Genomic DNA, 19242 nt, shown 5'->3' with positions numbered 1-19242 from the left:
GCCAGGGCAGACCCTCAACGGGCCAGCGCCGCCGCGCCCACGACCGTCGCGTCGCCGCCCAGGACCGCCCGACGCACCTCGACCGTGTGCCCCGAGACCGGCGGCTCGTTCGCCAGCCGGGCCCGGATCGCGGGTTCCAGCAGGTCCCAGGCGTGGGCCAGCCCCCCGCCCACCACCACGTGGCCGACGTCGAGCAGGGCCGCCAGCACCAGCACGGCCGACCCGACCGCCCGGCCCGCGTCCGTGAGCACGCGGAGCGCCGCCTCGTCCCCGGCCCGCGCGCGGGCCTCGATCTCCGCGGCGCCGACGCCGTCCGGTCCGCCGCCGTCCGGCCCGACCGCCTCCGCGTACCGCCGCTCCACCGACCGTCCGGACGCGAGCGTCTCCAGGTGCCCCCGCTGCCCGCAGGTGCACCGCGCGTCGCCGAAGCCGGGCATGTGCCCGATCTCCCCGGCCGCGCCCGCACCGCGGTACAGCGCACCGTCCAGCCACAGCGCTCCCCCGACGCCGGTCCCGAGCGCGATGCCCGCCGCCGACCGGACGCCACGGACGGCGCCCCAGGTCGCCTCGCCCACGAGGAACGAGTCGACGTCGTTCGCGACCGTCACCGGCAGCCCGGTCCGGGCGGCGAGCCCCGAGCGCAGGTTGGTGCCCACCCAGTCGACGAAGGAGTCGCTCGCCGCGAGCACCTCGCCGCTCTCCGGGTCGACCACGCCCGCCGCCCCGACCCCGATGCCGGCCGCACTCCGCCCCGCCGTCGCGGACGCCCGCGCGACCAGCTCCGCCGCGACGTCGAGCATGGCCCGGCCGCCCGACGGCGTCGGCGCGGTCGCCGAGGCGAGCACCTCGCCGTCGGGCGTGACGAGGGCGGCACGGATCTTGGTGCCGCCGATGTCGACGCCCGCCGTGGGCGCGTCCGTCACAGGTCCCCGCCCGTGCCGGCGAGCCGCAGCCGCGCCGCGCGCCGCTCGCGCTGCGCCACCGGGTCCGGCGTCGGCACGGAGGCCAGCAGCTCGGCGGTGTACAGCTCGCGGGGCGCGCTGAACACCTCCGCCGTCGCGCCGCTCTCCACGAGGCGGCCCGAGCGCAGCACGGCCACGCGGTCGGTCAGCTCGTGCACCACGCCCAGGTCGTGGCTGATGAACAGGCAGCCGAACCCCAGCTCCGCGTGCAGGTCACGCAGCACCTGCAGCACCTCGGCCTGCACGGACACGTCCAGCGCGCTCGTCGGCTCGTCGGCCACCAGCAGGCGGGGGCGCAGCGCGAGAGCGCGGGCGAGCCCGATGCGCTGCCGCTGCCCGCCGGAGAACTCGTGGGGGTAGCGCCGCTCCGCACCCGCCGGCAGCCGGACGGCGTCGAGCAGCTCGCGCACCCGCGCCCGCTTCTCGGCCGGGGACAGCCGCCGCCCGTCCCGACCGTGGATCGCCAGCGGCTCCGCGATCGACTCGCCCACCAGCCGGCGCGGGTCGAGCGACCCGCCTGGGTCCTGGAACACCACGCCGACGTCGGCCAGCAGGCGTCGGCGTGCCCGGCCGCGCGCCCGCGCCACCGACGTCCCGAGCAGGAGTACCTCGCCCTCGGACGGCGCGAGCAGGCCCAGGCAGGCCCGGCCCGCCGTCGACTTGCCCGAACCGGACTCGCCGACCAGGCCCAGCATCTCGCCGGCGCGCACGGTCAGATCGAGGTTCTCGACGGCGCGCACGTGCCGGCCCTGCACGCGGTATTCGAGGCTGACCCCGCGCAGGTCGAGCACGATCTCGCGGTCGTCGCCCGGGCCTTCGGCCGGTGGCGCGGCCGCGCCGACCGAAGCCGCGCCGACAGAACCAGCACCGACCGAGCCGGCGCCCACGGAGACCGTGCTCGCCGGCGGCGCCGCCGGCACCGCGTCCAGCAGCGCCCGCGTGTACTCGTGCGCGGGCGCCAGCAGCACCTGTTCGACCGGCCCGTGCTCCACGATCCGGCCGCCGCTCATCACGGCCACCTCGTCGGCAAGGTCGGCCACCACGCCCATGTTGTGCGTGACCAGCAGCAGCGCCGTGTCGTGCTGCGCCACCAGCTCGCGCAGCAGGTCGAGGATCCCGGCCTGCACCGTCACGTCGAGCGCCGTGGTGGGCTCGTCCGCGACGATCAGGCGAGGCTCGCAGGCCAGCGCGACGGCGATGACCACGCGCTGCCGCTGCCCGCCGGACAGCTCGTGCGGGTACTGCCCCGCCCGCCGCTCCGGCTCGGGGATGCCCACCGACCGCAGCAGCTCCACGGCCCGCTCGCGGGCGAGGGCGCGCGGCACGCGCTCGTGGTTCAGCACGGCCTCGGCCACCTGGTCGCCGAGCGTCATGGTCGGGTTGAGCGCCGTCATCGGCTCCTGGAACACCATGGACGCCACGCGGCCGCGCAGGTCCACGAGCTGTTCCTCGGGCGTGCTGACGACGTCGCGCAAGGCCTCGCCGTCGGCCAGCTCGACCGAACCCGACACCCGGGCCGTCGCGGGCAGGAGGCCCAGGACGGACAGCGAGGTGACGCTCTTGCCGGAGCCGGACTCGCCCACCAGCGCCACCACCCGGCCGCGCCGCACCTCCAGGTCGATGCCGCGCACCGCCGGCACCTCCCCCGAGTCGGTGTCGAAGGTGACGTTCAGGTCCGCGATGCGCAGGACGACGTCGCTCATGCGGTCCTCCCCTTCACGTCGACGACGTCCCGCAGCCCGTCGCCCACGAAGTTCAGGGCGCACACCACGATGACGATCGCGAGGCCCGGCGGCAGGATGAGCCACCACGCGCCCTGGTAGATGTAGTTGATGCCGTCGTTGAGCATGGCGCCCCAGTCGGTCGTGGGCGGCTGGACGCCCATCCCGAGAAAGCTGATGTAGGCCACGAGCAGGATGGCGTCGGCCACCTGGAACGTCGCGTTCACCACCACGGTGCCCACGGTGTTGGGGATGACGTGCGTGAGCACGGTGCGGCGGTGCGTGGCGCCCATCGCGCGGGCCGCCACCACGTAGTCGCGCGTGCGGACGGACAGCGCCTCCGCCCGGATGAGCCGGGCCGGGACCAGCCAGGACACCAGGCCCAGCACCACGATCATCATGCCGACCGTCGGCCGCACGATGGTGGAGAGCACCAGCAGCAGGAAGATCGCGGGGATGGCGATGCCGGCGTCGACCACGCGCATCATGACGGCGTCCACGACGCCGCCCACGTACCCGGCGACCGCGCCCCAGAGGGTGCCGACCACCGTCGCCAGCGCCCCGGCCAGCACGCCGACCAGGAGCGACACCCGGCCGGCGACCGTCAGCCGGCCCAGGTTGTCGTAGCCGAGGGCGTCCGTGCCCAGGGGGTGCCCGTCGACGCCGGGCGGCAGGTTGGCGGCGCCGAGGTCGGTCGCCACCTGCTCGGTGGGGTACACCAGCGGGCCGACGAGCACGAACAGCACCAGCACCGCGAGCGCCACGGCGCCCACCACGGCGAGCCGGTTGCGAGCGAACCTGCGCAGCCCCGTCATCGCAGACCTCCTCGGGTGCGCGGGTCCAGGAGGGCCTGGAGCAGGTCGGCCAGCAGCGAGCCCACGACGGTGGCCACCGAGATGACCAGCACGCAGCCGAGCAGCTCCGGGAAGTCGCTGCTCTGCGCGGCACTCCAGAACAGCAGGCCCATGCCCGGGTAGTTGAAGAGCTGCTCCACCACGAGCGCGCCGCCGAACATGACGGGCAGGTAGTAGCCGAGCATCGCGACGACCGGCGTGAGCGAGTTGCGCAGCACGTGCCGGAGCACGACGCGCCGGTAGGCGGTGCCCTTGGCCCGGGCGGTGCGCACGTAGTCCTCGCCGAGGTTGTCCAGGGTGGAGGAGCGCATGTAGCGGCTGAACGTCGCCACGATCGGCACCGCGCCCGTGAGCACGGGCAGCACGAGCCCGGCCGGCTGGGCCAGCACCTCGGCGATCCCCGTGCCCTGCGGCGCCGCCGCGGGGAACAGCCCGGCGTTCTGGCTGAGCAGCAGGATCAGGAGCATCCCGAGAAAGAACGTGGGGGTCGAGTAGGCGACGATCGCCAGCGTGGACAGCCAGTAGTCGACGGCGCGGTTGCGGCGCACGGCCTGGTAGATGCCGGCCGGCACGGCGACGAGCACCGCGACGACCAGGGAGAGCCCGGTCAGCAGCAGCGTCTTGGGCAGCCGCAGCGCGATGGCGTCGGAGACCGACTGGTTGAGCAGGTACGACTCGCCGAGGTCGCCCGTCAGCGACCGCCCCAGGAACGAGAGGTACTGGAGCACCACGGGCTGGTCCAGGCCGTTGGCGGCCTCGAACGCGGCGATCTGCTCGGGGGTGGCCTGCTGGCCGAGCACACCACGGGCGGGGCCGCCGGGCAGCGCGTGCAGCAGCGCGAACACGATGACGCTGACCACGAGGATCACGGCGAGCGCCTGGAGCACGCGGCGGATCAGGAAGCGGCCGAAGCCGCCGCGCGCTGCCCTGACGGGCGCGGGCGCGGCGGCACCGGCTTCGACGGCCCCGCTCCGGGCGGGGATGGCTGTCGTCATGTCAGCCGGCCCAGCTCCAGCGCTGCGGGTGGAAGCTGGCGAGCGGGTCCTGCGTGGTGCCCTCCAGCCCGTCCTTGATCACGGAGACCTGGTAGACGGGGTTGGGCAGCCACATGACCGGCAGGTTCTCGGCGCCGAACGCCGAGTACTCCTGCATGACCGACGGATCGGTGCTCTCGGTGGAGTCGTGCATGAGGGTGTCGAGCTCGTCGTCCGAGTAGGAGCCGAAGTTGGACGCCGCGCCCGTGCCGAACACGCGCTCGCCGCTCGGGTAGCCGCCGAAGTACCAGCTGCCCGCGGTGCCGAAGAACGGCAGCTCCCAGTCGCAGTCCGGCTGGTCGGCGGTGCACGGGGCGATGGAGGACAGCACCGTGTTCAGCGGCGCGCTCTCGATGGTCACGCCCACGCCGGACTGCTCGAACGTGGACTTGATCTCGGCGAACATGTTGTCGGTCTCGGCCGAGCCGCTCTGCGTCAGGATGGTGATCGCGAGCTGCTGGCCCTTCTCGATGTCGGCGCCGCACTCGTCGTCGCCGTCGCCCGGGCTGGTGCACTCCAGCACGCCGTCGGGCCCGGCGGTCCAGCCGTGGTCGGCCAGCAGCGTGGCCGCTGCCTCGGGGTCGAACGGGTACGGGTTGGTCTTCTGCTCCTCGGAGAGGAAGTCGCTCTCGGGGTTCTGCGGCACGGGGCCGTAGCCGGGCAGCGCCGCGCCCTTCCAGATGACGTCGGAGATCTGCTCCTGGTCCACGAGGTGCTGCAGCGCCTGGCGCACGTAGAGCTGGCGGTAGACGGGCCCCAGCTCGGGGTGGTTGAAGTTGTACGGCAGGTAGGTGATGGACCAGCCCGCCCACGGCTCGACGGCGTAGCCGAGCGACTCGTACTGCTCGGGCGCGTCCAGGCCGGTCGTGGGGATGTACCCGTAGTCCACGGCGCCGGACCGCACCGCATTCACCTCGGCGTCGGTCGACGTGTACGGCAGCAGGTTGACGGTGGTGATCGAGGCGGCGTCGTCGCCGTCGTACTTCTCGTTCTTCGTGAGCTCGACCTGGCCGCTGTCCGTGAACCCGGTCAGGGAGTACGGGCCGTTGATGGTCTGCCACAGCGGGTTGGACTCGTAGGTGCCCAGGTCCTCGCTCTGCGTCACGAGGTAGTCGAAGATCGCCTTGGCGCCCTCCTCCGTCTCGGCGAGCGCGGGGTCGGGCTCCTCGTCGTCGGCGGTCTTGGCCCAGGCGTGGGACGGCAGCGGCACCACGAGCGTCAGCTGGGAGGCCTGCAGCCACTCCGGGTTGTAGACCTTGTCGAACGTCAGCTCGACGGTCTTCTCGTCGGGCGTGGCCACCTCGGTGACGTTGTCGGGCATGCGGCCCTCGGAGTAGCTGGCCCAGACGTCCGTGTTCGCTTTCACGAGGTCGAACCAGAACTTCACGTCCGCCGAGGTGACGGGCTCGCCGTCGCTCCAGGTGCGGTCGTCGTCGAGCGTGATCGTCACGGTGCGGGAGTCGTCGGAGAAGGTGATCTCGTCGGCGAGATCGGCGCTCGCCACGCGCCCCACCTCTCCCTCGGAGCCGTCGTAGGCCACCAGCGGCTCCCAGAGGGTGCGCATGATGGCGGAGTTGTGGGTCGCGAGCTTGCCCGCGATGCCCAGCGGCACGATCCAGTTGGGGGTCGCGTTGGCGGGCAGGGCGTAGTTCACGTCGGTTCGGGCGGCGGACGTGTCCGCACCGGAGGACGTCGAGCATCCGGCGAGGAGGGCGACGGCGGCGGCCGCGCCGACGGCCAGCCGTGCGGCCCGTCCGGCATGCGTGGTGCGCATCTGGGTCTCCTTGGTCTGCGGGGCTGACGACGCCGGGGGCCTGTGCGACCCGGAGGCACTTGTTTCGCCAGCCGAATAATGGAGCACCGTAGACGTACCAAGTTTCCCGGATCTATGCGAAAGCCGTAACAAGACTGTTAATTCGGCCCCGCAAAAAGGCGGGCCTGCCCGGATCGACACGAACGTGGTGCAGACTCGTGCCCGGAACTTGTTCCACATCTCGCAAAAAGTTCGGCACCCACGTCCGCGTTCCGCACCCAGCCTGGAGGAGGCCCGTGCCCCAGCCCACGCGTCCCCGAGTCGCCGCCCCGCGGCTCGAGCGGGAGATCCTCGTGCTCGTGTCGAGCGGCCGCGCCCGCTCGCGCAAGGAGATCGCCGAGTCGCTCGGCATCGCGCCGTCCACCGTCTCGCAACGGGTGCAGGCGATGCTCGCCGCCGGCGCGCTGGAGGAGACCGGCGAGGGCGAGTCCAGCGGCGGACGGCGGCCCCGCGCCCTGCGCGTGCCCGGCAGCACCGGCTACCTCGGCGTGGTCGACGTGGGCGGCACGCACGCCCGGCTCGGCATCCTGCGGCACGGCGGCGAGCTGGCCACGACCACGGAGGTCGCCCTCGCGATCGGCGACGGCCCCGAGCCGGTCCTGGCGCAGGTCACGGCCGCTTTGCGCGAGCTGGCCGCGACGGTCGCCGCGCCCGACGGCATCGGATCCGGCAGCGGCGGGACCGGCAGTGGCACAGCGCCCGGCGGCCGCCTGCTCGGCGTCGGCATCTCCCTGCCGGGGCCCGTCGATGTCGCGCAGCGCGCCCTGGACAGCCCGTCGCGGATGCCCGGCTGGTCGGGGTTCGACGTCGGCTCCTGGCTGGAGGACGCGCTCGGCGTGCCCGCCGTCGTCGAGAACGACGCCAACGCGATGGCGGTCGGCGAGCACTTCGGGCACGCCCGGCGCACCCGGCACTCCGTCTCCGTCAAGGCGGGCAGCGCGATCGGGGCCGGGATCCTGGTCGACGACCGGCTCTACCGCGGCGCGGGCGGCGCGGCGGGCGACATCACGCACACCCGCATCCCCGCCGGCGGCGACACCCCGTGCACCTGCGGCAACCGCGGCTGCCTGGAGACGGTGGCCTCGGGCGCCGCCCTGGTGCGGCAGCTGAACGAGCAGGGGTACGACGTCGCGGGGACGGCCGACGTCCTCGCCCTGGTGCGCGACGCCGAACCCGTGGCGACCACGCTGACCCGCACCGCGGGCCGGCACCTCGGCGCGGCGCTGTGCACGGTGGTCAACTTCTTCAACCCCGGCGCCGTGTACCTGGGCGGCGCGCTGTCGACCTTGGAGCCGTTCGTCTCGGCGATCCGCAGCCAGATCTACGAGGGCGCCCACCCTCTGATGACCCGCGACCTCGTGATCGCGCCGTCCGGGCTGGGCGCCGACGCGAACCTCGTGGGCGTGGGCCGCCTGCTGGAGGACGCGCTCGTCCCGCACGCCTTCACCACCACGCCGTCTCCTGCTCCGTCCCCATCACCTTCTCCCACAGCGTCGGAAGGACCACGATGACCAACCCCCGCCCGCGGGTCGCGATCGCCGGCATGTCGATCGAGTCCAGCACGTTCTCCCCGCACCGCTCCGGGTGGGAGGCCTTCACCCTGCGCCGCGGCGACGAGCTGGTGAAGCACTACCCGTTCCTCGCCGACGGCGCTCCCCTGCGCGACGCCGCCGAGTGGACCGGCGTGCTGCACGCCCGGTCACTGCCCGGCGGAGCCGTGCCCGCCGAGGTCTACGAGTCGGTGCGCGACGAGATCGTGGCGACCCTGCGCGACCAGCAGGCGGAGCACGGGCCGTACGACGGCCTGCTGCTCGACATCCACGGCGCGATGACCGTGGTGGGCCGGGACGACGCCGAGTCCGACCTCGCGGCGGCGGTGCGCGCCGTCGTCGGCCCCCGGACGCTGATCAGCACCACGATGGACCTGCACGGCAACGTGCCGCGCGAGCTGGCCCAGGCCAGCGACCTGATCACCTGCTACCGCATGGCCCCGCACGAGGACGCCTGGGAGACCCGCGAGCGCGCCGCGACCAACCTGCTCGCGCGGCTCCGCGCGGGCGGCGCGCCGAAGAAGGCCTGGCTCCAGGTCCCCGTGCTGCTGCCGGGCGAGAAGACCAGCACCCGCATCGAGCCCGCGGCGTCGATCTACGCCGACGTCGCCCGCGTGGCCGGCCTGCCGGGCGTCGTCGACGCCGCGCTCTGGGTCGGGTACGCGTGGGCCGACGAGCCGAGCTGCCGCGCCGCCGTCGTCGTCACGGGCGACGACGAGGAGGTGATCGTGCGCGAGGCCGAGCAGCTCGCCCGGCAGTACTGGGACGCGCGCGACGACTTCGCGTTCGTCGCGCCCGCCGCCCCGTACGACCAGTGCGTGGCGACCGCCCTGACGAGCGACGCGCGGCCGTACTTCCTGTCGGACTCGGGCGACAACCCCACTGCGGGCGGCGCGGGCGACGTCACGTGGACGCTCGCGCGGCTCCTCGCGGAGCCGGCCTTCGCCCGTCCGGCCGAGGAGGGCGGGAGCACCGCGATCTACGCCTCGCTGCCGGACGCCGCGGCGGCGCGGTCCGTGGCCGCGACGTTCGCGTCGGCCGGTCCCGGCGCGGCGGTCGACGTCGAGGCCGGCGCCCGGGTCGACGACGGCCCGCACGGGCCGGTCCGCCTGACGGGCGTGGTCGAGCACGTGAGCGAGGGCGACCCCGACGCCGGCATCGTCGCCGTCGTACGCGTGGGCGGGCTGCGCGTGATCCTCACCGAGCGCCGCAAGCCGTACCACCTGGAGAGCGACTTCACGACGATCGGCCTGGACCCGCGCGGCACCGACGTCGTCGTGGTGAAGATCGGCTACCTGGAGCCCGAGCTGTACGACATGGCGGCCGACTGGATGCTCATGCTCACCCCGGGCGGCGTGGACCAGGACCTGCTCCGCCTGGGCCACCACCGCCTGACGGTCCCGACCCACCCGTTCCACACCTTCGGCGCGGAACCACCGCTCCACGCCGAACTCCTCTGACCGTTGAGTGCTGGATATTCGCCCTTTTCTGTGTGCCAGAAGGGCGAATATCCAGCACTCAACGAGGTCGCGGGGTCAGGCGTCCGCGACCAGGGAGAACAGGTCCTTCGGGTTCTCCGGCTCCGCGATGAGGTCCAGGTGCTGGAGCAGCTCCGGCGCGTTCGCCGTCACGTCCTCCAGCACGAACTTCAGCGCGGTCCAGTCCTCGACGGCGAAGCCGACGGAGTCCCACACGATCAGCTCGTCCTGGCTCCGGCGGCCCTGCGCCGCGCCCGTGACGACCTGCCACAGCTCGGTCACCGGGAAGTCCGCGGCCTGGCGCTGGATCTCGCCCTCGATGCGGGTCTGCTCCGGGAGCTCGACGAACACGCTCGCCCGGGCGACGATCGCCGGGTCCAGCTCGGTCTTGCCCGGGCAGTCACCGCCGATCGCGTTGATGAAGACGCCGCCGGTCACGTCGACGTCGTGCAGCACGGTCGCGTTCTGCTTGTCGGCGGTGCACGTGGTGATGACGTCGGCGCCGCGCACGGCGTCGGCGGCGTCGTCCGCCAGGACGACGTCGAAGCCGAGCGCCTTGGCGTGCTTCGCCAGCTTCTCCATCGCGTCGCGGTCGACGTCGAAGACGCGGAGCGTCTCGATGCCGAGCTCGGCGCGCATGCCGAGGGCCTGGAACTCGGCCTGCGAGCCGCAGCCGATGAGGGCGAGCGTGCGCGAGTTCGCCGGGGCCAGGTAGCGCGCGGCCAGGGCCGACGTCGCCGCCGTGCGCAGGGCGGTGAGCAGCGTCATCTCGGCGAGGAACGTCGGGTACCCGTTGCCGACGTCGGCCAGCATGCCGATCGCGGTGACCGTCTGGAAGCCGTTGGCCGGGTTGAGCGGGTGGCCGTTGACCAGCTTGAAGCCGTAGGTCTCGGCGTCGGAGGTGGGCATGAGCTCGATGACGCCGTGCTCCGAGTGCGACGCGATGCGCGGGCGCTTGTCGAGCTCGGGCCAGCGCGCGAAGTCGCGGTCCAGCGCGTCGGTCAGCGCGGCGATGGCGGCCTCGGGGCCGCGGCGGGCGACCCAGCGGGCGGTGGCGGCGACGTCGAGGTACGGGACGGTGGTCATCGGGTCTCCTCGGTGGTGGCGGGACGCAGCTCGAGCGTGCAGCACTTGACCGAGCCACCGCCCTTGAAGATCTCGGACAGGTCGATGCCCACGGGCACGAAGCCGCGCTCCTTGAGCGCGTCGGCGTAGTCGCGGGCGCGGTCGCTGAGGAACACGTTCAGGCCGTCGGACACGACGTTCAGGCCCAGGACGGCGGCGTCGTCGGCGCCGACCAGGATCGCGTCGGGGAACAGGGTGCGCAGCGTCTCCTGCGCGGCCGGGCTGAACGCCTCGGGGTGGTAGGCCACGACGGTCTCGCCGGAGACGGCGCCGTCGTCGAGCACCGAGAGCGCGGTGTCGAGGTGGTAGTAGCGCGGGTCGACGAGCTCCAGCGGCACCAGCTCCATGCCCTGCTCCGCGAGCTCCAGCCGCTCGGCCACCTCGGCGTGGCCGGCGGGCGTGGTGCGGAAGCCGGTGCCGGCGAGCAGCAGCTTGCCGATCGTCAGCAGGTCGCCCTCGCCCTCCATGATCTCGGCCGACTCGCCGAGGCGGCGGTAGCCGTCGGCGGCGGGCGTGCCGAACCAGCGGTCGTACGCCGGGCCCTCGGCCGCGCGCTCCGGGTAGGTGAAGCGGGCGGCGAGTGCCCGTCCGCCCACGACGATGCCGCCGTTGGCCGCGTAGACCATGTCGGGCAGGCCGGGCTCGGGCTCGATGAGGTCGACCTTGTGACCGCGCGCCTCGTAGGCGTCACGCAGGGCCTCCCACTGGGCGAGGGCCTTGGCGGTGTCGACGGGAGAGGACGGGTCCATCCACGGGTTGATGGCGTAGACGACGTCGAAGTACGTGGGCGGGCACATGAGGTAGTGCCGCGGCGTGGCGGTCCGCTGCGCGGTGGTCTGCGTCATGGCGCGAGATTACGGCCGGACCGATTCACAACAGGCAGTCATCCGTTGCGTATCCAGGCGCGGATTCTTGCGCAATCGCAGCGCGTATTGAACGATTCGTTCATGGATGCCGTGAACCGGGCGATCGTCGGCGAGCTGCTGCGCGACGGGCGTGCCACGTACCAGGAGGTCGGCAGCGTGGTGGGGCTCTCGGCGCCCGCCGTGAAGCGCCGGGTCGACCTCATGCTCGCCCGCGGGGAGATCGCCGGCTTCACCGTGCGGGTGGACCCGCAGGCGATGGGCTGGATCCTGGAGGGCTACGTCGAGATCTTCTGCTCCGGGATCGTGTCACCCAAGGTGCTGGAGCGCGACTTCGCGCCCATCCCCGAGGTGGTGCGCGTCTCGACCGTGACCGGCGACGCCGACGCGATCGTGCACGTCATGGCCACGAGCATGGAGGAGATCGAGCGCACCGTGGAGCGCATCCGGACCGTCACGCACGTGGTCAAGACCCGCACGGCGCTGGTGATGTCCCGGGTGGTGGACCGGCCCGGCGCGTGAGGCGGCGCAGCTTAGGCTGTCCTCACCAACGCTTCCCCCACGGCACCGGAGGACGCCCTCGATGATCAGGACCGCCGTCTCGGACGACGTCGCCGGCTGGCTCGACGTGCTCGGACCCCTCGCCTTCTACCTGGTCGTCTGGGGCCTGGTGTTCGTCGGCACGGCGTTCTTCGTCGGCGTCTTCATCCCGTTCCTCACCGGGGACGGGCTGCTGTTCGGTGCGGGGATCGTGGCCGGGAGCACCGACCGGATCGACATCTGGGTGCTCGCGATCGGCGTCGGCGTCGCCGCGGTGGCGGGCGACCAGGTCGCGTTCCTGCTCGGCCGGAAGTACGGGCGGCCGTACCTGAGCACCCGCAAGGGCCGCTGGGTGCAGGCCACCGTGGTGCGCACCGAGCGGTTCTACGAGCTGTTCGGCTGGTGGTCGGTGGTGATCGGCCGGTACATGCCCTGGGCGCGCGTGTTCGTGCCGGTCATCGCGGGCATCGGCGGGATGTCCTACCTGCGGTTCCTCACCGCGAACATCTTCGGCGCGGTGAGCTGGGGCGTGCTCATCACGGTGCTCGGCTACTACGCGGCGTCGGACCCGTCGGTGCGCCCCGTCGCGTACGTCGTGGCGGGCGTGGTCATCGCGGCGTCGGTCGTCGCGGGCATCCGCGCGTGGCGCCACGACCGCGCGGACCGCCGCCCGGCCGAGGTCGAGTAGTCGCGCCGTCCGGTCAACAGCACCCGCCGCACGATCAACCGGACGGCGCGGCGGGCGCTCAGGGTGGTTCCCATGAGCACAACCACCACCACGCAGCGCGACGCCGCTGCGGCCCCGCCGTCGGGCAACCCGACCTGGACACCCGTCGTGGCCCTCTCCTTCGGGATCGCGATGGTGGTCCTGAGCGAGTTCCTGCCGGCGAGCGTGCTGCCCGCGCTGGCGGCCGACGTCGGCGTGAGCGAGGGGACGGCCGGGCTGGCCGTGGCCGCCACGGCCGTCGCCGGGGCCTTCACCGCACCGAGCATCGCGGTGCTGCTCCCCCGGGCGGACCGGCGCACCGTGCTGGTCGCGCTGCTCGTCGCGGCGGCGGTGTCCAACCTCGCGGTCGCCCTCGCGCCCAGCTTCGCCGTGCTGCTGCTCGGCCGGCTCCTGCTCGGCATCGCGCTCGCCGGCTACTGGTCGTTCGCCTTCGGCGCCGGCACCCGGGCCGTGCCCGGCAAGGACCACGTGGTCTCGTCCGCCCTGGCGTTCGGCACCAGCATCGCGACCGTCGTCGGCATCCCGCTGGCCTCCGTGGTGGGTGACGCCGTCGGCTGGCGGACGACGTTCGGGGGCGTCGCCGTCCTCACCGCGCTCGGCGCCGTCGTGCTCGGCCTGAGCCTGCCCTCGGTGCCGCCGCACCCGACCGCGGGCCTGCGGATGCTCCGCGAGGCGCTGCGCAACGGGCGGCTGATGGCCGGCATCGGCTGCGTGGTGCTGGTCGCCTTCGCCAACTTCACCGCCTACCCGTACATCCGCATCGCCATCGAGCGGGTGGACCCCGCCGCCACCACGTGGATGCTGCTGGCCTGGGGCATCGGCGGCACGGTGGGCACGGTGCTCGCCGGGGTGCTCGCGCGGTGGCTGCGGCCGCTGGCGGCCGCGGCCCCGGTCGCTCTGGCCGCGGGCCTGGTGCTGACGGCGTTCGCCTCGTCGGTGCCCGTGCTGGCCGTGGCGGTGGTGCTGTGGGGCTTCTCGATCAGCATGGTGCCGGTGATCACGCAGCTCTGGGTCACGCGGGTGGAGCCGGAGCGGGCCGAGTCGGCGATGTCCTTGCAGGTCACCGCGTTCCAGATCGCCATCACGGCCGGTTCGTCGCTGGGCGGCGTGCTACTGGACGGGCACGGCGTCCGGCCGCTGATGCTGGTCGGGGCGGCCGCCGCGGTCGCGGCGGGACTCGGCTGGGCGTTCCTGCGGGTACCCCGCACCTGACGGGCCGAGCGGGGCCGACGGGACCCACGGCCGGGCCTGACGGGGCCGTGTCGGGGTCCGGGTCCGGGCCGAAAGCTGGGCCTGGTTCGTGTTCGGGCCGGTCCAGGCGGCGGACGACGCCGCCTGGTCCGGCCCGGCCCGCCACGCCAGCGGCGAGAGGCCGTGGTCGGACGTGAACGCCCGGCTGAACGCCGCGACCGAGCCGTAGCCCACCTCGAACGCGACGCGCGTGACCGGCAGGCACCGGTCGATCAGGAGCGTGCGCGCCCGGTGCATGCGCACCTCCCGCAGCATCTGCATCGGGCTGTGCCCGGTGGCCCGGCGGAAGCGCTCGGTCAGCGCCGAGCGCGACAGGTGCACCAGCGCCGCCATCCGGTCGAGGGTCCACGGCTCGCCGGGACGGTCCGCGAGCGCCGCGACGACGTCGGCGACCTGAGTGTCGGCAGTGGCGACGGCGATGCCCGTCCCCGCGGCTCCCGCGCCGGCGCTTCCGCCGGCAGCTCCGCCGGCGCTGCCAGCGGGCGTCACGGTCTCGTGCCACAGCGCCGCCATCGCCGCCCCGACCAGGCCCGCGTAGCTCGCGGCGAACGGGGCCGGGCTGGAGATCGCGTCGAGCGGGCACGCGGTCACGAGCGCGACGACGCCGCGCTGCCGCTGGTCGAACCCGCGGACGACCAGCGGGCTCGGCAGCGCCGCGGACGGGACCGCGGGCCGCAGGTCGCCGTGCACCAGGTCGGTCTCGTCGTCGGCCACGAGCCGGTGCGCGGTCCGGGCGTCGACGAGCACCGCGTCGCCCGCCAGGACCCGGTGGCGGGCGCCGGCGGTCTCCAGCGTGGCCGCGCCGGCCAGCACGACGGCCCACAGGGCGCCCGGCCGGGACCGCACGTCACCGGCGGACAGCCGCTCGCGCGTCAGCGTCGTCATCTCCCACTCCATACGAGACGGAGCCATCTGGACGCGCCGGCTATTCCCGGGGCCGGCCGGGCGGGGTGCTGACATACTGCCGATCACCCGGCCGCGACCCGCGCCCGGACCAGGGAACGAAGGGCACCACCTTGCTGATCGCCGGACTTGTGCTCGCGGGTGTCGCGGCACTCATCCACGTCTACATCTTCTACCTGGAGTCCTTCGCCTGGACCGAGAAGCGCACCCTCGCGACCTTCGGGATGAGCGCCGAGGAGGCCGAGGTGACCAGGCCGCTCGCCCTGAACCAGGGGTACTACAACCTGTTTCTCGCGATCGTCACGGCGGTGGGCATCGTCCTGACGGCCACCGGGTCGACGGCGGCGGGCTCCGCGCTCGTGCTGGCGGGCGCGGGCTCCATGGTCGCGGCGTCGCTCGTGCTGATCGTCTCGGACCCGAGCAAGAGCAGCGCCGCGCTCAAGCAGGGCGTGGTCCCGCTGCTGGGCGTGGTCGCCGTGGTCATCGGGCTGCTGGTCTAACGGCGTCCCCCGAGGCCCTGCGCGCTCAGGCCGTCACGTCCATCCGCTGCGTGCCGAGCACCGACAGCAGCCGGAGCGCCTCCTCCGATGACGATCCTGGGTCGGCGGTGTAGATCACCACGTGCTGGTCCCGGTCGGCGATGTCGAGCGCGTCGCAGTTGACGGTCACCGGGCCGACCAGCGGGTGCCGGAACGTCTTGCGCAGCACCGGCGCCACCTGCACGTCCCCCGCGGCCCACAGCCGGGCGAACCGGTCGCTGCCGCGCAGGAGCTCCTCCAGGAGCGCGGCGAGCTCGGGGTCGTCGGGGTAGCGGGCGAGCGCGGTGCGCAGCCGGCGGGCCGAGGCCTGCTGGAACTCGTCCAGGTCCAAGACCCCGAACAGCCGTCGCTCGTCCGCGTCGGTGGTCAGGAACGCCCGCCGCAACAGGTTGCGCTCGCGCCGCGGCGTCGCCGAGAAGTCCTCCATGAGTGCCGCCGCGAGCTGGTTCCAGGCGAGCACCTCCTGCGCTGCCGACGTCACGAACGCCGCCGACAAGGGCAGCCGGTGCAGGAGGTCCAGGATGCTCTGCCGCACCTCGCGCGGCGGACCCGACGGCAGACCCGGCGGCACGTCCGCGAGGTCGTGCAGGTGGTCACGCTCGGCGTCGGACAGGCGCAGCGCCCGGACCAGCCCGGACAGCACCTCCCGCGACGGGTGCGGGCCGCGCGCCTGTTCGAGGCGGGTGTAGTACTCGGTCGAGATGAACGCGAGCTGCGCCACCTCCTCGCGGCGCAGCCCCGGCGTCCGACGCCGCTGCCCTGCGGGCAGCCCGACGTCGGCCGGCGCGATGCGCTCGCGCCTGGACCGCAGGAACGTCGCGAGCTCGGCTCTGTCCATACCCCGAGTATGGGCAGGCGGCATGGCCGTAGCCAGGTACCCGCGATGCCTGGATGGCCCTCGGCAGCCGGCGCACGCTCGTCGGCATGAGCGAATCGACCACACGAGCAACCACCACGACGACCGGGGCCGGCCTGCTCGCCGGCAAGGTCGCCTTCATCACCGGAGCCGGGCGGGGTATCGGTGCCGCCGCGGCCCACCTCTTCGCCCGGGAGGGCGCCGCGGTCTTCCTCACGGCGCGCACGGAGTCAGAGCTCGGTGCCGTAGCCGACGAGGTCCGGGCGGCGGGCGGCACGGCGGACCACGCCGTGGCCGACCTGGCCGACGCCGGCAGCGTGCGCGCCGCCGTCGACCGGGCGGTCGAGCGTTACGGCCGCCTCGACGTCGCCTTCAACAACGGCGCCGCGTTCACGGAGCCCGCACCGCTGGACCAGGTCTCCGAGGCCGACTTCGACCACCTCTACGCGGTGAACCTCCGCGGGCCGTGGCTGTCGATGGTGGCCGAGATCGCGGCGATCCGGGCGACCGCGGGCCGGGGTGCGATCGTCAACAACACCAGCATCGGCAGCCTGCGGGCCAACCCCGTGCTGCCCGCCTACGGTGCGATGAAGCGGGGCCTGAACAGCCTCACCGAGTCCGCGGCCGTGAACTACGGACCGGAGGGCATCCGGGTCAACGCCGTCTCCCCCGGCGGCACCCACACGCGGATGATCCAGACCTGGGAGGAGTACACGCCCGGACTGATGGACCAGCTCGCCCCCGGCATCCCGCTGCGCCGTGGTGCCCGGCCCGAGGAGATCGCCGAGGCCGCGGCCTGGCTGCTCAGCGACCGCGCGTCCTACGTCACGGGCGCCGTGCTCCAGGTCGACGGCGGCGCGGGCGCCTGATCGGTGCCGCCGTCAGCGGGTCTCACGGAGGCGACGCAGCGACCGGGAGTCCTCGAAGCCGACGGTCCGCGCGGCGGACTCCACCGTGGCTCCCTGCCCGATGAGGTGCTCGGCGCGCTCGCGCCGCAGCAGCTGCTGGTAGCGCAGGGGCGTGACGCCGGTGGCCCGGGTGAACGCCCTGGTCAGCGTGCGCTCGGCGACGCCGGCCCGCGCGGCCAGGTCGGCGAGCGGCAAGGTCCGCGCGAAGTGCTCGTCGATGTGGTCCTGGGCCCGGTGCACCGTGTCGTCCACGTGCGACCGGTGCCGCAGCATCGCGCTGGCCTGCGGCTCCGTCCCGTTCCGGCGGGCGTACACGACCATCTCCCGGGCCACGCGGGCGGCCAGCGCCGGGCCGTGCCGCATGGCGAGGAGGTGCAGCGAGAGGTCGATGCCGCTGGCGATGCCCGCGGAGGTGACCACGCCGTCGTCGGTGGTGAACAGGACGTCCCGCACCACGTGCGCCCGCGGGTGCCGCGCCGCCAGCGCATCCTGGACGGCGTGGTGCGTGGTGCAGCGCCGGCCGTCGAGCAGCCCCGCCTGGCCGAGGACGTCCGAGCCCGCGCACACGCTGGCCACGGTGCCGCCCGCCGCGTGGTGGGCGCGGAGCCGCTCGCGCGTCCGGGAGGTCAGGCGGGGCCAGGCCTGCGGGTCGTCGCCCACGCGCCACCCGGGGACGACGACGAGGTCGTCCGGGCCGAGCGCCGGCCAGTCGGTGCCCGCGACCAGGGGGAGGCCTTGCGCGGAGGCGACCGTGACGGCGTCGGGCGCGGTGCCGCTCGGGGTGCCACCGGGCGCGCTGGCCTCGGCCGGGGCGCCGGAGACGTACCGCAGGTCGTAGCGGTGGCCGAAGTCCCCGGCCGTGAAGAACGCCTGCGCGGGGCCCGCCAGGTCGAGCAGGTGGACCCCGGGCAGGAGCAGGAAGACGACGGTGGTCACGCCGTCGATGCTGCCACCTCGGCCTGTGCCGTGGACTCGGTCCCGGCCTTGTCCTCGGACTCGCCCTGGTCCTCGGACTCGAGCTCGGCGACGGTCGCGATGCGCGCGAACCGGTCACGGAGCACGGTCTCGGTGCGCTCGAGGATGTCGGCGGCGCTGAACCGGCCCAGCGGGTCGGTCGTGGTCGCGTCGCTGACGAACGTCACGTCGTAGCCGAGGTCGGAGGCGACGCGTGTGGTGGTCTCCACGCACTGCTCCGCCCGGATGCCGCAGATCCGCAGCTCGCCCACGCCGTGGGTGGTGAGGATCTGCTGGAGGTTGGTGGTGGTGAAGGCGTTGTGCGAGGTCTTGCGCAGCAGCGGCTCGCCGGGCAGGGGCTCGTTCAGCTCCTCGAACAGGCGGACGTGTCCGGTCGCGGGGTCGAACGGGTTGCCCGACCCCGGCTCGGTGTGCAGCACCCAGACGACGAGGTCGCCGGCCGCGCGGGCGAGGTCGACCAGCCGGTTGACGGGTTCCGCGACGCCAGAGTTGAGGGTCTCGGCCCACAGCGGCCGCACGCGGAAGGACTCCTGGACGTCGATGACGATCAGTGCTCTGCTCATGACCCCAGTCTGGTCCCCGGCGCGGCCCGTGCGGGAGGCTGGATCAGGTCGTGGGGCGGACGGATCCGGTCACGGCCGGTGGGCCGCTCGGTTGCCGACGGCCGAGGTTGTCCACAGATCTGGACCTGGGGGTGCGGTAGCTCCATATCGAACATATATTCGACGCAAGGACATCTTGTTCTCCTAGTTCATCGGCGAAGGGAGCCAGGGTGGAGACAACAGGCAGCCCCGCAACCACCGTCGAGCGCGCCCTCGCCGCGCTGCCAGCGGCCCCCGCGGGCACGACGACGTCGTTCCACACGCTGTGCTGGAGCGCGCAGGCCCTGAGCGGCGAGGGATCCCTGCCGGCTGCCACAGTGACCTGGCCGGGCCATGGGCTCAGCACACATGCGACGGTGAGCGATCTCGTCGACGCGCCGATCAGGCGGACCGAGACTGCGGATCTGGCCTCGCTGCCAGAACTCGCCGGCCTGCCGGTGGGTGCGGTTCTGGTCGATGCCCTGACGCGGGTCGAGGTGGCGGACACCGATGACGCCGAGCTGCTGGATGTCGCGGCGCGGTGGCAGGACATCATCTCCTG

At 73.5% G+C, this 19242-nt stretch carries 19 protein-coding genes; 8 read left to right on the top strand and 11 right to left on the bottom strand.

Features of this window, described 5'->3' with window-relative positions; translation table 11 throughout:
- Positions 1 to 14 precede the first annotated feature (14 nt).
- From QRN56_RS08925 to QRN56_RS08905, 5 genes are read right to left on the bottom strand one after another with little or no spacing between them, the layout of a single operon-like run.
- Positions 15 to 923 carry an ROK family protein gene (locus QRN56_RS08925; protein WP_285102513.1) on the bottom strand — a complete coding sequence of 303 codons (909 nt, stop codon included), beginning with the start codon at positions 921 to 923 and terminating at the stop codon, positions 15 to 17.
- The gene (locus QRN56_RS08920) at positions 920 to 2665 is read right to left on the bottom strand and encodes a dipeptide ABC transporter ATP-binding protein (RefSeq protein ID WP_285102512.1); all 1746 of its coding nucleotides are present in this window, start codon (positions 2663 to 2665) and stop codon (positions 920 to 922) included. The genes QRN56_RS08925 and QRN56_RS08920 overlap by 4 nt, the downstream gene beginning before the upstream one ends.
- Positions 2662 to 3498 carry an ABC transporter permease gene (locus QRN56_RS08915; RefSeq protein ID WP_285102511.1) on the bottom strand — a complete coding sequence of 279 codons (837 nt, stop codon included), beginning with the start codon at positions 3496 to 3498 and terminating at the stop codon, positions 2662 to 2664. Before QRN56_RS08915 ends, QRN56_RS08920 begins: the two co-directional genes overlap by 4 nt.
- Positions 3495 to 4532, bottom strand: coding sequence for an ABC transporter permease (locus QRN56_RS08910; RefSeq protein ID WP_285102510.1), 1038 nt, complete (start codon positions 4530 to 4532; stop codon positions 3495 to 3497). Before QRN56_RS08910 ends, QRN56_RS08915 begins: the two co-directional genes overlap by 4 nt.
- 1 nt (position 4533) lies before the next feature.
- Positions 4534 to 6345, bottom strand: a complete 1812-nt coding sequence (locus tag QRN56_RS08905; RefSeq protein ID WP_285102509.1) for a peptide ABC transporter substrate-binding protein — start codon at positions 6343 to 6345, stop codon at positions 4534 to 4536.
- A 275-nt stretch (positions 6346 to 6620) separates the two neighbouring features.
- Between QRN56_RS08905 and QRN56_RS08900 the strand changes: the two genes are divergently transcribed.
- Positions 6621 to 7895, top strand: coding sequence for an ROK family transcriptional regulator (locus QRN56_RS08900; RefSeq protein ID WP_285102508.1), 1275 nt, complete (start codon positions 6621 to 6623; stop codon positions 7893 to 7895).
- Complete coding sequence (locus tag QRN56_RS08895) at positions 7892 to 9394, top strand: M81 family metallopeptidase (protein WP_285102506.1); 1503 nt, start codon at positions 7892 to 7894, stop codon at positions 9392 to 9394. Before QRN56_RS08900 ends, QRN56_RS08895 begins: the two co-directional genes overlap by 4 nt.
- Positions 9395 to 9469: 75 nt before the next feature.
- On the opposite strand, the gene ocd is transcribed toward QRN56_RS08895, so the two are convergent.
- Both ocd and ddaH read right to left on the bottom strand, forming a co-directional pair.
- The gene (ocd, locus tag QRN56_RS08890) at positions 9470 to 10498 is read right to left on the bottom strand and encodes an ornithine cyclodeaminase (protein ID WP_285102505.1); all 1029 of its coding nucleotides are present in this window, start codon (positions 10496 to 10498) and stop codon (positions 9470 to 9472) included.
- The gene (gene ddaH / locus QRN56_RS08885) at positions 10495 to 11382 is read right to left on the bottom strand and encodes a dimethylargininase (protein WP_285102504.1); all 888 of its coding nucleotides are present in this window, start codon (positions 11380 to 11382) and stop codon (positions 10495 to 10497) included. Before ddaH ends, ocd begins: the two co-directional genes overlap by 4 nt.
- Before the next feature lie 102 nt (positions 11383 to 11484).
- On the opposite strand from ddaH, the gene QRN56_RS08880 reads away from it, so the two are divergent.
- The 3 genes from QRN56_RS08880 (at position 11485) to QRN56_RS08870 (ending at position 13879) form a co-directional block, all read left to right on the top strand.
- On the top strand, positions 11485 to 11922 hold the full coding sequence (locus QRN56_RS08880) for an Lrp/AsnC family transcriptional regulator (RefSeq protein WP_285102503.1): 438 nt from the start codon (positions 11485 to 11487) through the stop codon (positions 11920 to 11922).
- 61 nt (positions 11923 to 11983) lie between these two features.
- Entirely contained in the window at positions 11984 to 12628 is a 645-nt protein-coding gene (locus tag QRN56_RS08875) for a DedA family protein (protein ID WP_285102502.1), read from the top strand.
- A gap of 72 nt (positions 12629 to 12700) precedes the next feature.
- Positions 12701 to 13879 carry an MFS transporter gene (locus QRN56_RS08870; protein WP_285102501.1) on the top strand — a complete coding sequence of 393 codons (1179 nt, stop codon included), beginning with the start codon at positions 12701 to 12703 and terminating at the stop codon, positions 13877 to 13879.
- Here the strand turns inward: QRN56_RS08870 and QRN56_RS08865 are convergent.
- Positions 13778 to 14803: an AraC family transcriptional regulator gene (locus QRN56_RS08865; protein WP_285102499.1), complete on the bottom strand. Its 1026-nt coding sequence runs from the start codon at positions 14801 to 14803 to the stop codon at positions 13778 to 13780. The two genes, QRN56_RS08870 and QRN56_RS08865, sit on opposite strands and share 102 nt — an antisense overlap.
- A 131-nt stretch (positions 14804 to 14934) precedes the next feature.
- Here QRN56_RS08865 and QRN56_RS08860 point away from each other — a divergent pair, with 131 nt between their 5' ends.
- Positions 14935 to 15321, top strand: coding sequence for a DUF1304 domain-containing protein (locus QRN56_RS08860; RefSeq protein WP_285102497.1), 387 nt, complete (start codon positions 14935 to 14937; stop codon positions 15319 to 15321).
- Positions 15322 to 15346: 25 nt separating this feature from the next.
- Here the strand turns inward: QRN56_RS08860 and QRN56_RS08855 are convergent, their stop codons facing one another.
- Positions 15347 to 16198, bottom strand: a complete 852-nt coding sequence (locus tag QRN56_RS08855) for a helix-turn-helix transcriptional regulator (RefSeq protein WP_285102496.1) — start codon at positions 16196 to 16198, stop codon at positions 15347 to 15349.
- Positions 16199 to 16284: 86 nt separating this feature from the next.
- Between QRN56_RS08855 and QRN56_RS08850 the strand changes: the two genes are divergently transcribed.
- Positions 16285 to 17085, top strand: coding sequence for an SDR family NAD(P)-dependent oxidoreductase (locus QRN56_RS08850; protein ID WP_285102495.1), 801 nt, complete (start codon positions 16285 to 16287; stop codon positions 17083 to 17085).
- 12 nt (positions 17086 to 17097) lie between these two features.
- Here the strand turns inward: QRN56_RS08850 and QRN56_RS08845 are convergent, their stop codons facing one another.
- Both QRN56_RS08845 and QRN56_RS08840 read right to left on the bottom strand, forming a co-directional pair.
- Positions 17098 to 18060: a GlxA family transcriptional regulator gene (locus QRN56_RS08845; protein ID WP_285102494.1), complete on the bottom strand. Its 963-nt coding sequence runs from the start codon at positions 18058 to 18060 to the stop codon at positions 17098 to 17100.
- A complete protein-coding gene (locus QRN56_RS08840; RefSeq protein WP_285102492.1) occupies positions 18057 to 18662 on the bottom strand; it encodes a cysteine hydrolase family protein in 606 nt (201 codons plus the stop codon). The genes QRN56_RS08845 and QRN56_RS08840 overlap by 4 nt, the downstream gene beginning before the upstream one ends.
- A 209-nt stretch (positions 18663 to 18871) precedes the next feature.
- Between QRN56_RS08840 and QRN56_RS08835 the strand changes: the two genes are divergently transcribed.
- Positions 18872 to 19242, top strand: a 371-nt coding sequence (locus QRN56_RS08835) for a hypothetical protein (protein ID WP_285102491.1), incomplete at its 3' end; no start/stop codon positions are given.

It is taken from the genome of Promicromonospora sp. MEB111 (assembly GCF_030209445.1).
Classification (GTDB): domain Bacteria; phylum Actinomycetota; class Actinomycetes; order Actinomycetales; family Cellulomonadaceae; genus Promicromonospora.
This window is presented reverse-complemented; position numbering and strand designations above follow the sequence as displayed.

Excerpts from the sequence above, each read along its gene's own strand:
- QRN56_RS08905 (WP_285102509.1), bottom strand. The coding sequence starts at position 6,345 with ATGCGCACCACGCATGCCGGACGGGCCGCACGGCTGGCCGTCGGCGCG.
- QRN56_RS08865 (WP_285102499.1), bottom strand. The coding sequence starts at position 14,803 with ATGACGACGCTGACGCGCGAGCGGCTGTCCGCCGGTGACGTGCGGTCC.
- QRN56_RS08840 (WP_285102492.1), bottom strand. The coding sequence starts at position 18,662 with ATGAGCAGAGCACTGATCGTCATCGACGTCCAGGAGTCCTTCCGCGTG.
- QRN56_RS08915 (WP_285102511.1), bottom strand. The coding sequence starts at position 3,498 with ATGACGGGGCTGCGCAGGTTCGCTCGCAACCGGCTCGCCGTGGTGGGC.
- QRN56_RS08850 (WP_285102495.1), top strand. The coding sequence starts at position 16,285 with ATGAGCGAATCGACCACACGAGCAACCACCACGACGACCGGGGCCGGC.
- ddaH (WP_285102504.1), bottom strand. The coding sequence starts at position 11,382 with ATGACGCAGACCACCGCGCAGCGGACCGCCACGCCGCGGCACTACCTC.
- ocd (WP_285102505.1), bottom strand. The coding sequence starts at position 10,498 with ATGACCACCGTCCCGTACCTCGACGTCGCCGCCACCGCCCGCTGGGTC.
- QRN56_RS08895 (WP_285102506.1), top strand. The coding sequence starts at position 7,892 with ATGACCAACCCCCGCCCGCGGGTCGCGATCGCCGGCATGTCGATCGAG.
- QRN56_RS08870 (WP_285102501.1), top strand. The coding sequence starts at position 12,701 with ATGAGCACAACCACCACCACGCAGCGCGACGCCGCTGCGGCCCCGCCG.
- QRN56_RS08920 (WP_285102512.1), bottom strand. The coding sequence starts at position 2,665 with ATGAGCGACGTCGTCCTGCGCATCGCGGACCTGAACGTCACCTTCGAC.
- QRN56_RS08910 (WP_285102510.1), bottom strand. The coding sequence starts at position 4,532 with ATGACGACAGCCATCCCCGCCCGGAGCGGGGCCGTCGAAGCCGGTGCC.
- QRN56_RS08855 (WP_285102496.1), bottom strand. The coding sequence starts at position 16,198 with ATGGACAGAGCCGAGCTCGCGACGTTCCTGCGGTCCAGGCGCGAGCGC.
- QRN56_RS08875 (WP_285102502.1), top strand. The coding sequence starts at position 11,984 with ATGATCAGGACCGCCGTCTCGGACGACGTCGCCGGCTGGCTCGACGTG.
- QRN56_RS08880 (WP_285102503.1), top strand. The coding sequence starts at position 11,485 with ATGGATGCCGTGAACCGGGCGATCGTCGGCGAGCTGCTGCGCGACGGG.